Origin of the sequence: Pseudoalteromonas sp. G4, assembly GCF_028875915.1 — a bacterium.
Classification (GTDB): Bacteria; Pseudomonadota; Gammaproteobacteria; order Enterobacterales; family Alteromonadaceae; genus Pseudoalteromonas.
This window is the reverse complement of sequence record NZ_JAPEHW010000013.1, coordinates 55,724-65,361: the sequence shown is the minus strand read 5'-3', so window position 1 is coordinate 65,361 and position 9,638 is coordinate 55,724. Positions and strand designations below refer to the sequence as shown.

7 protein-coding genes and 1 pseudogene are annotated in these 9,638 nt (G+C 41.1%); 5 read left to right on the top strand and 3 right to left on the bottom strand.

Annotated features, from left to right (window positions below; genetic code table 11):
* The first annotated feature begins 26 nt into the window (after positions 1-26).
* The 5 genes and pseudogenes from thrA to ON073_RS06680 all read left to right on the top strand — a co-directional run bounded on the left by thrA (position 27) and on the right by ON073_RS06680 (position 6,493).
* Positions 27-2,441, top strand: a complete 2,415-nt coding sequence (gene thrA, locus ON073_RS06700; RefSeq protein WP_274761096.1) for a bifunctional aspartate kinase/homoserine dehydrogenase I — start codon at positions 27-29, stop codon at positions 2,439-2,441.
* Between the two features lie 9 nt (positions 2,442-2,450).
* Positions 2,451-3,378: pseudogene (gene thrB, locus ON073_RS06695) on the top strand (homoserine kinase).
* Positions 3,365-4,648: a threonine synthase gene (thrC, locus tag ON073_RS06690; protein ID WP_274761095.1), complete on the top strand. Its 1,284-nt coding sequence runs from the start codon at positions 3,365-3,367 to the stop codon at positions 4,646-4,648. The pseudogene thrB and the gene thrC overlap by 14 nt, the downstream one beginning before the upstream one ends.
* Positions 4,649-4,742: 94 nt before the next feature.
* Positions 4,743-5,411 carry a uracil-DNA glycosylase gene (gene ung / locus ON073_RS06685; RefSeq protein ID WP_274761094.1) on the top strand — a complete coding sequence of 223 codons (669 nt, stop codon included), beginning with the start codon at positions 4,743-4,745 and terminating at the stop codon, positions 5,409-5,411.
* On the top strand, positions 5,411-6,493 hold the full coding sequence (locus tag ON073_RS06680) for a DUF481 domain-containing protein (RefSeq protein WP_274761093.1): 1,083 nt from the start codon (positions 5,411-5,413) through the stop codon (positions 6,491-6,493). The genes ung and ON073_RS06680 overlap by 1 nt, the downstream gene beginning before the upstream one ends.
* A gap of 44 nt (positions 6,494-6,537) precedes the next feature.
* On the opposite strand, the gene ON073_RS06675 is transcribed toward ON073_RS06680, so the two are convergent.
* The 3 genes from ON073_RS06675 to tal form a co-directional block, all read right to left on the bottom strand.
* Entirely contained in the window at positions 6,538-6,723 is a 186-nt protein-coding gene (locus tag ON073_RS06675; RefSeq protein WP_010560807.1) for a DUF3545 family protein, read from the bottom strand.
* 158 nt (positions 6,724-6,881) lie between these two features.
* Positions 6,882-8,495 carry a glucose-6-phosphate isomerase gene (pgi, locus tag ON073_RS06670; RefSeq protein WP_274761092.1) on the bottom strand — a complete coding sequence of 538 codons (1,614 nt, stop codon included), beginning with the start codon at positions 8,493-8,495 and terminating at the stop codon, positions 6,882-6,884.
* Positions 8,496-8,509: 14 nt separating this feature from the next.
* Positions 8,510-9,460 carry a transaldolase gene (gene tal / locus ON073_RS06665; RefSeq protein ID WP_274761091.1) on the bottom strand — a complete coding sequence of 317 codons (951 nt, stop codon included), beginning with the start codon at positions 9,458-9,460 and terminating at the stop codon, positions 8,510-8,512.
* Positions 9,461-9,638: the final 178 nt, after the last annotated feature.

The window sequence follows — 9,638 nt, the reverse complement described above, 5'->3', positions numbered from 1 at the left end:
TTTCGTTTTTGGAATGGGGAAAAAGAATGAAAGTATTAAAGTTTGGTGGATCTTCACTTGCCGACTTTGCCTGTTTAAAGCAGGTAGCTGAGCTTGCCAAAAGTCAGCTTGAAGACCAAATGTTGTTAGTGTTATCTGCACCAGGTGGTATGACTGACAGCCTTGTTGAGCTATCTGAATTTGCTGAAAAAGGGCAAGATTATGCAGCTGCATGGCAAGCACTCGTTACACGTAGTGAAGGCCTTAAAGCACAGGTATCAGACGTTGCAGCTGTAACAAATTGGCCTAATTTTGATGAGCTAAAACAAAAACTTGATGGTGTAGCGTTAATCGGGCATTGTCCTGCGCAGGTGAAAGCCTACGTTATAAGCTTTGGTGAGCGCGTTAGTGTATCGCTGATGCAAGCGTTGTTAAATGAATTATCGCCTGTCTACCTTGAAGCCACTAAGTGCATTGCGTCAAACAACAACTATTTAGATGCAGAAGTTGATTTAACACAGTCAAAACAGCAATTTGCAAAACAATTAGTAGAGCAGCCAAGCAAGGTTTATATTATGCCGGGCTTTACTGCCGCAAGCGAGCAAGGTGAGTTAACAACCCTTGGTCGTAATGGCTCTGATTACTCAGCAGCGATAGCCGCAGCCTGTGTTGATGCTAAAATCTGCCAAATTTGGACAGATGTAGACGGTGTTTATAGCGCCGACCCGCGTTATATCAAATCAGCAATGAAAATTGATAGCTTAAGCTACAAAGAAGCCATGGAGCTTTCATACTTTGGCGCTAAAGTACTTCACCCTAAAACAATTCTTCCTTGTGCTAAATATGGCGTGCCATGTGAGATTAAAAATACTCATGACCCTGATGTGCCTGGCTCGCTTATCAGTGCGCAGTCAAGCTCTAACGGTGAGCCTGTAAAAGCGCTCTCGAGCTTACAAGATCTTGCAATGATCACTGTGTCTGGCCCAGGCATGAAAGGCAAAGTGGGTATGGCATCGCGCGTATTTAGCGCATTAGCGCAAGATGAAATCTCAATTGTGTTAATTACACAGTCATCGTGCGAATTCAGCATCAGCTTTTGTGTTTATCAAGCTGATTTAGCTAAAGCCACAAACGCTCTTGAGCAAGCGTTCTCGTTAGAAGCCCAAGCAGGCCTGATAGAACCATTCCAAATCGAACAAAATTTAGCAATAGTGACTTTAGTTGGCGACAACATGAAAGCCCATAAAGGCCTTGCTGCTAAGTTCTTTGCATCACTTGCTCAAGCACAAGTTAACATTGTTGCGATTGCGCAAGACTCGACAGAAAGCGCGATTTCAGCGGTAATTGATGGTCAATCTTGTAATGATGCAGTGAAAGTATGTCATGAAAACTTCTTTACTCATGTGCCTTCTATAGATGTATTTTTACTCGGCTGTGGTTTAGTGGGTAAAGAGCTGGTTAGCCAGCTACAACGCCAGCAAGAATGGCTGAAAAAACGTAATATCAAACTGAATCTGTATGGCGTTGCAAACTCGCGTCAAATGCTACTTGATAGTGACGGTGTAGATTTTAATAACTGGCAAATGCAACTTGCCGATTCACAGCAGAGCTTTGATTTAAAAGCGGTTGAGCAATTTGTAAAAGAAAACCATTTAATTAACCCTGTGTTGGTTGATTGTTCATCATCACAGTTCTTAGCAGATCAGTATTTAGATTTTATTAATGCAGGTTTCCACGTGGTAGCGGCAAACAAAAAAGCAAATACAAGCTCGCAGTCATATTACCAATCTTTAGTTGCAGCAACACAAAAAACAGGTCGTAAATTTTTATACGAAACAAATGTAGGTGCAGGCTTACCTGTGCTTGATAACTTGCAGTTGCTGTTTGGAGCTGGCGATAAATTACTGAGCTTTAATGGTATTTTAAGTGGTTCGTTGTCGTATATGTTTGGTGTAGTAGAAGATGGCTTAAGCTTGAGCGCAGCAACCAAACAAGCAAAAGAGAATGGCTTTACCGAGCCAGATCCGCGAGATGATTTATCAGGCATGGATGTGGCGCGTAAGTTACTTATTATTGCCCGTGAATCTGGACTACAGCTTGAGCTTGATGATATTGACGTTGAACCTGTGGTATCACCAAATTTTGCTGAGGGGTCAAGTGTTGACGAATTTATGGCACGACTGCCTGAGCTGGATGCTGAATTTACAGCGCGTGTTGAGTCAGCAAAAGCTGAAGGCAAAGTGTTGCGTTATGTCGGTTCAATCAAAGATGGTAAATGTAAAGTAGGTATTCAAGCGGTTACTAAAGAAGATGCACTTAACAGTGTGCGTGACGGTGAAAATGCACTGGCAATCTTAAGCCAATACTATCAGCCAAAACCATTTGTCATTCGTGGTTATGGCGCTGGCGCAGAAGTTACTGCAGCAGGCGTATTTGCTGATATTTTAAAAACACTGCCGTAGGAGAAGGTGATGATTGAAGTTTATGCACCCGCATCCAGTGGCAACTTTGCAGTTGGTTTTGACTTACTTGGCGCAGCACTTGCGCCAGTAAGTGGCGCGCTACTTGGTGATATTGTTGCGATTGGTGCAAGCGATTCAGGCCAAGACGAATTTGTATGTAGTGGAAAATACGCTGAAAAACTGGCTGGTCCTAAAGAGGATAATCTTGCTTATCAGTGTTTAGTGCATTTCCGTGAACATGTTTCAAGCGATATGCCAGCATGTAAACTGGAATTAAAGAAAAACTTACCGGTTGGTTCGGGCTTAGGTTCAAGTGCGTGCTCTGTAGTTGCTGCATTTGCGGCACTTGATAAGTTTGCTAATACTAACCTTTCTCAAAAACAGTTATTGGCATTAATGGCTGATTTTGAAGAAAAAGTCAGTGGTGGTCGCCACTACGATAACATTGCACCTTGTTATTTAGGTGGTTTGCAATTGTGCGGTGATTTAGTGCCAAATAATTCACTGGCGTTACCAACAGATGAAAATTGGCAATTAGTTGTTGCCTACCCAGGCTTTGCACTGAATACCGCAAAAGCACGCGCTGTGCTGCCAAAAGAAGTCAGCATGCACACTAGCATTAATTATGGTCAGCGTTTAAGCGCGTTTACTGCGTTATGTTTAAGCGGGCAATTTGATAGCGCAATAGCCCTGATGAAAGACGAACTTGCTGAGCCATATCGCCAATCTCTGATTGCAGGCTTTAGCGAAGCCAAGGCGGCATTACCAGCATTAGGTGCAGAAGTGGTTGCCATTTCTGGCGCAGGTCCAACGCTTTTGGCTTTAACAAAAAGTGAAGCGCAAGCACAAGCGATACTACGGTTTTAGCCACATTTGTAAAATAGATAACCGTGGCACACGTGTACTAGAAAAAGGAGAAAGTGATGTTATTGCATAATCTAAAAGACGCCGAGCAGAAGGTATCGTTTGTAGAGGCGGTAAAAGTAGGATTAGGCAACAATCAAGGTGTCTTTTTCCCACATAGCCTTGTGCCGCTAAGCAATGTTGATGAGTTACTTGAGCTTGATTTTGTCACGCGTAGCAGCAAAATTTTATCGCATTTAATAGGTGATGAACTACCAGAAAGTACCGTACAGCAAATGGTACAAAATGCCTTTAACTTTCCAGCTGAGCTGGTAAAAGTTGAAGATAATGTTTACTGCCTTGAGCTGTTTCATGGTCCAACGCTCGCATTTAAAGACTTTGGCGGCCGTTTTATGGCGGAGTGCTTGTCGGTATTTAATGAAGGCAACAAAACCACGATTTTAACGGCAACAAGCGGTGACACAGGTGCTGCTGTGGCACATGCGTTTTACGGCAAAAAAGACATTGATGTGGTGATTTTATACCCGAAAGGTAAAATCTCACTAGCGCAGCAAAAACTGTTCACAACGCTAGGCAATAACATTCATTGCTACGCTGTAGATGGCAGCTTTGATGATTGCCAAGCGATGGTAAAACAAGCTTTTTTAGATGATGAAGTAAAACAGCGCTTAGGTTTAAACTCAGCAAACTCAATCAATATTAGCCGTTTACTGGCACAGGTATGTTACTACTTTGAAGCGGTGGCGAAATTACCTAAAGCAGAGCGCGCAAAAGCACATATCTCGGTGCCAAGTGGTAACTTTGGTAATGTGTGTGCCGCAATGATTGCCGCTAGTTTAGGTTTACCAGTAGCTAAGCTTTCAGCAACGACAAACCAAAATGATACTGTGCCGCGCTATTTAGCATCAAAAGAATGGACGCCAAATGCAACGCTAGAATCGTTATCAAATGCGATGGACGTAAGTAAGCCAAATAACTGGCCGCGCGTGCAGTTTATGCTAGATAATAACTGGTTTAATTACGATAACTTTTATTCGCACAGTGTTGATGAGGCACAAACGAAAGCGGTAATGCATGATGTTTATGCTAAAGGTTACTTAGCTGAGCCGCATACGGCAATTGCTTACCAAGGCTTAAAACAAGATTTAGCTGCTGATGGTGTTGGTATCTTTTTATCAACCGCTCACCCAGCTAAATTTAAAGAGTCAGTGGAAGATATTCTTTCGATTGAATTAGATATGCCAAAACCACTTGCTGATGCACTAGCAAAACAGTGTTTAGCAGAAGACCTAGTTAATGACTATCAAGTGCTTCGTGAAAACATTTTGGCGAAACTTGCTTAATCCTTTTTAATCTGTTGATTGAAATACCCAGCCGCTACAAGTTAGCGGCTTTTTTATGGCATAATTGCGCTCAAAATAGCTATTAACAATCACTATGACTACTTGGACAGATTTACTCGCAGTTGAAAAGCAGCAAGACTACTTTAAAGACACACTCGACTATGTTGCCAAAAGGCGCGCTGAGGGGGTTAATGTATTTCCGCCTGCGGATGAAGTGTTTAGTGCGTTTTCAAGCACCGCGTTTGAAGATGTGAAAGTAGTTATTTTGGGGCAAGACCCATATCATGGCCCAGATCAAGCCCATGGCTTGGCATTTTCAGTAAAACCAGGCGTTAAAGCGCCACCATCTTTAGCCAATATGTATAAAGAATTAGCAACTGATATCGACGGTTTTGCTATACCTAATCATGGTTATTTGCAGGCATGGGCAGAACAAGGTGTACTGTTACTCAATACGGTATTAACCGTTGAGCAAGGCCAAGCTCACTCGCATAAAATGCTCGGTTGGGAAACCTTTACTGATCGCGTTATAGCTGCATTGAATGAACATGCAGAAGGTATTGTATTTTTGCTTTGGGGTTCACATGCGCAAAAAAAAGGACGTCATATCAATACAACTAAGCATGTTGTATTCAATGGGCCGCATCCGTCACCGCTTTCTGCCTATCGCGGCTTTTTTGGTTGTAAGCACTTTTCTAAAGCAAATGATGCCTTATTAGCTATGGGTAAAACCCCAATAAATTGGCATTTAAACAACCTTTAATGATGCAAAAAAAACACTTTTTTACGCGACTTATATCCCTGATGGTTTTTGTCTTCTCGCTAAAGACATTTGCCGCTGAGCCTGAAATCTTTGTTGATCGTGATTGGCTTAAAACCAGCTCTGGTGAATGGATTAATGGTGAAATTATTTCATTTTATGATGACAAAGTTGAGTTTGATTCTGATGAATTTGGCTTGCAAACCATTGATGCTGAAGATATTAGTGAGATTCGCTCAGAGCATGCATTTAGTGTGAGGCTCAACGCAGGGCGAATTTATACTGGCCGTTTAGAGTTAAGTGATAATGTACTGACTATTTACCAGGGCTTAAAAAGTGAGCGAGTGTACTTTAGCAATGTGCTTACCATGGTGCCGTTTGGCGAAAGCCGGATAAATTTATGGTCTGGCTCGATTAATTTAGGCGCTAATTTTCGCCGTGGCAATATTAAACAAAATGACACCAATATACGTTTGCAATTACAAAGGCGCTCAGCGATTAATAGGTTAAAAGTTGAGTATTTGATTAATAAAAGTGAATTGCAAAATTCGTCAAAAGAGACGCAAACAACGGTCGATAATCAGCGTCTTAATATCAGCCTTGATTGGTTTTTCTCAAACAAAATATTTATCCGACCGCTTGAATATGAATATTTTTCCGATCCTTTTAGTAACATTGATGAGCGTTCCACCTATGGTGTTGGTGTTGGTTACCACTTAGTTGATAGCAATACGTTGGACTGGAATTTAAGTGCGGGCCCGAGTTATCAAAGTACACGTTTTACTTCATCAAATAACGATGAGCGAGAAACATCAGGCGCGCTTTCGCTCGGTATGGTGGTTGATTGGGAAATATCATCGCGCGTTGATTTCAAATTTGATTATCAAATTCAATTCTTAAATGAGCAGTTAGGTGGTAAACAGCAAACCTTAAAGACGGGTTTTGATGTTGAGCTAACGAATGACTTTGAATTAGATTTTTTGTTTTATATTGATAGAAATGATAAACCATTTATCCGTGGACAAGGGGGGGTACCTGATAAAAATGATTTTCAGTTTATTATCAGTGTTGGCTATGAATTTTAGTGAGCAAAAATAAAGGCTCCTAAGAGCCTTTTTTGTGATAATTGTTAGATAACTAAGTCATCTAAATCAATGTCATCTAAAGAACCATATTCTTCGAGTTCTTTCTTCAGTCTGTGTCTTTCCTTTAACGCTTCTATTTCGCGCCACTTGCGCTTTTTCCCTTTAGAAGAGGTTTTTGTTGTTGGTTCAGGACGTTCTAATATTGCAAAAATATCTTCGATGCTATCCATGGTATCCTCCTGTGGATTTTTTAACCTCGGCATAAGAAATATCATAACTCGTCTAAAAATAAAACTAATATGTTTAGCTTTTGTTAAAAAATAATGAAGGTTTTTCGACTGGATCAAATAAGAAGGAAACAGCTACCAAAAAGGTAGCTGTTAGGGTATTAATTTGTAAGTATTTTTAGTAGGTGAGCAGTAGAAGGATCAAGCTGTTCGTAATTTTGGGACGCCATCGCATCGAGTACTTGGTTACCGAGTTGTTTACCAAGTTCAACGCCCCATTGGTCATAACTATTTATGCCAAATAACACACCTTGCACAAACACTTTATGTTCATAAAACGCTAAAAGTGCACCAAGTGAACGAGGTGATAAATCATCAATTAATAATGTATTAGAACCTTTATTACCCGGCATCACTTTGTGCGGCGCAAGTTCATTTATGTCTTCTTGGCTTAACCCTTGGGCTTCTAGTTCAGCTTGCGCTTGCGCTAAGTTTTTACCTTGCAATAACGCTTGGCTTTGACCTAGGCAGTTTGCAATCATTGCTTTGTGGTGTTGCGGGTAACTGCTTTCACCGACACGAGGCAAAATAAAGTCAATCATTGCACTTTGTTTGCCTTGATGCAGTAATTGCATAAATGAGTGCTGACAATTAGTGCCTTCAGCACCCCATAGAATCGGGCCTGATAATTCAATTGAATCACCTGCAAGGTTTACACTCTTACCGTTACTTTCCATATCAAGTTGTTGTAAGTAAGCAGGTAATGTTTTTAAGGCGTGACCATAAGGTAATACAAGTAGGTTGTTTTCACCTAGATAGTGTTGTTGCCAGTAGCCAATTAAGGCCGCAATTACTGGTAAGTTTTGCTCTTCTGGCGCAGTTATAAAATGATTATCAAGGCTTGCTGCACCTGCTAGCAAGGCCTCAAAATTAGCTTTACCAATTTTAAGCGCTAATGGAAGGGCGATGGTTGACCAGATTGAATAACGGCCGCCAATAAAATCCCACAATGGAAAAATCATTTCATCACTAAAGCCTGCTTGCTTTGCGAGCTCTGGTTTAGCCGTCAATGCAACCCAATGTTTGGCAATTGCAGTGTTTGGCATACTTTGCTTAAACCAGTCCATCACGGCTTGCATATTAAGCTGGGTTTCAGCTGTGGTCCACGATTTCGACGCTACCACTATTAATGTAGTTTCAGCATTTAGTTTAGCCAGAGTATGCTTAATTTGTTGGCCATCAATGTTGGCAAGATAGTGCACATTGATGTTATTCACATGACTATCTACTAATGCAGCTTCCAACATTTTAGGGCCAAAAAAAGAGCCCCCAATACCAATGCTTATTACATCTGTAATGGCTTTGCCTGTAGTGCCTACGATGCTTTTTTGCTCAAAACGCGCAACAAAATCAAGTAATCGTGTTTTAGTTGCTTCAATTTCTTCTGCCACCTCGGGCAGGTGCTTAGCTAACAAAGCGCTATCACGCAATGCTGTGTGAAGTACCGCACGTTTTTCAGTTGTGTTTACTGATTCACCACTAAATTGCGCGTGCTTTAGTTGCGCTAACTGCTTTAGCTTAGAAACTTCAATTAAATCATTAAGAATGGATTTATCGATTGCTTGCTTAGCAAAGTCGAGGGTTAAACCTGCCGCACTTAGTGTAAATTCATATGCACGGTTAGGCTGCGCATCAAAAAGAGCCAAAATATGGCTCTTTTTAATATTCTCAGCAGCATTTATTAGTTGCGTGTGCAACTGCGCTAAGGTGGTCATAAACCGTTTATTCCTTATAGGTTTGCAAAACGAGTTTCAAGTTCAATTTGTGCTTCGGCAAACGAACGAATGCCTTCAGCGAGCTTTTCGGTTGCCATCGCATCTTGGTTATGCTGCCAGCGGAAATCATTTTCACTAAGTGGTGCTGGTTTTGGTAATACTTCCGTTGGTTTTTCTAGAGGATAAACCTCTGCGTCGCTTAACTCTGCAAGTTCAGTTAATAGTTGAGGGCTAATCGTTAAGCGGTCGCAGCCTGTTAACGCTAAAATTTCACCGGTATTACGGAAACTTGCACCCATTACAACGGTTTCATAACCATGTGACTTATAGAAATTGTAGATGCTACGCACTGATTGTACACCTGGATCGTCAAGTGCTGATTCTGGCTTAGGCATGCCATTTTTTACGTGCCAATCTAAAATACGACCAACAAACGGCGAAATCAGAAATACATTTGCATCTGCACACGCTTTTGCCTGAGCTTCAGAGAAAAGCAGCGTTAGGTTACACTTAATACCTTCTTTTTCTAGCTGTTCTGCTGCTTTGATACCTTCCCACGTTGATGCGATTTTGATCAGAATTTTATCTGTATCAACGCCTACTTCACGGTAAAGCGCAAGCAGAGCTTTTGCTTTTGCAATGGTAGCTTCAGTATCAAATGATAATCGCGCATCAACTTCTGTTGAAATGTAACCAGGTACAACTTCACTGATTTCTTTACCCAGTAAAACTGAAAAATAATCACACGCTAGGGCTACTTGCTTAGCAGAGTCGACTTCGTTTGCTTTTGCATATGAAAGTGCTTCTGCCAGTAATGGCTGATATGCCTCAATTTCACTTGCTTTTAAAAGTAGTGAAGGGTTTGTTGTTGCATCTTCAGGTTGGTGTTCTTTGATTGCAGCGATGTCACCAGTATCGGCAACAATTGTAGATTGGGCTTTTAAAGCCGCTAAAATTTGTGTCATGGTTTACCTCATTCCTAATTTCAAGGTAATAAAAATAGCGTGTTAGCTAAAGTTTAGCTTAAAGATGAATCATTAAAGCTAGATGACAAGTATTTGGGAAAGGTCAAATGTCCGTAACTCACGGTTTACGCTACTCCTAGCGAAGAAAAATCCATCGAATGCTAACTAACAGGTGATT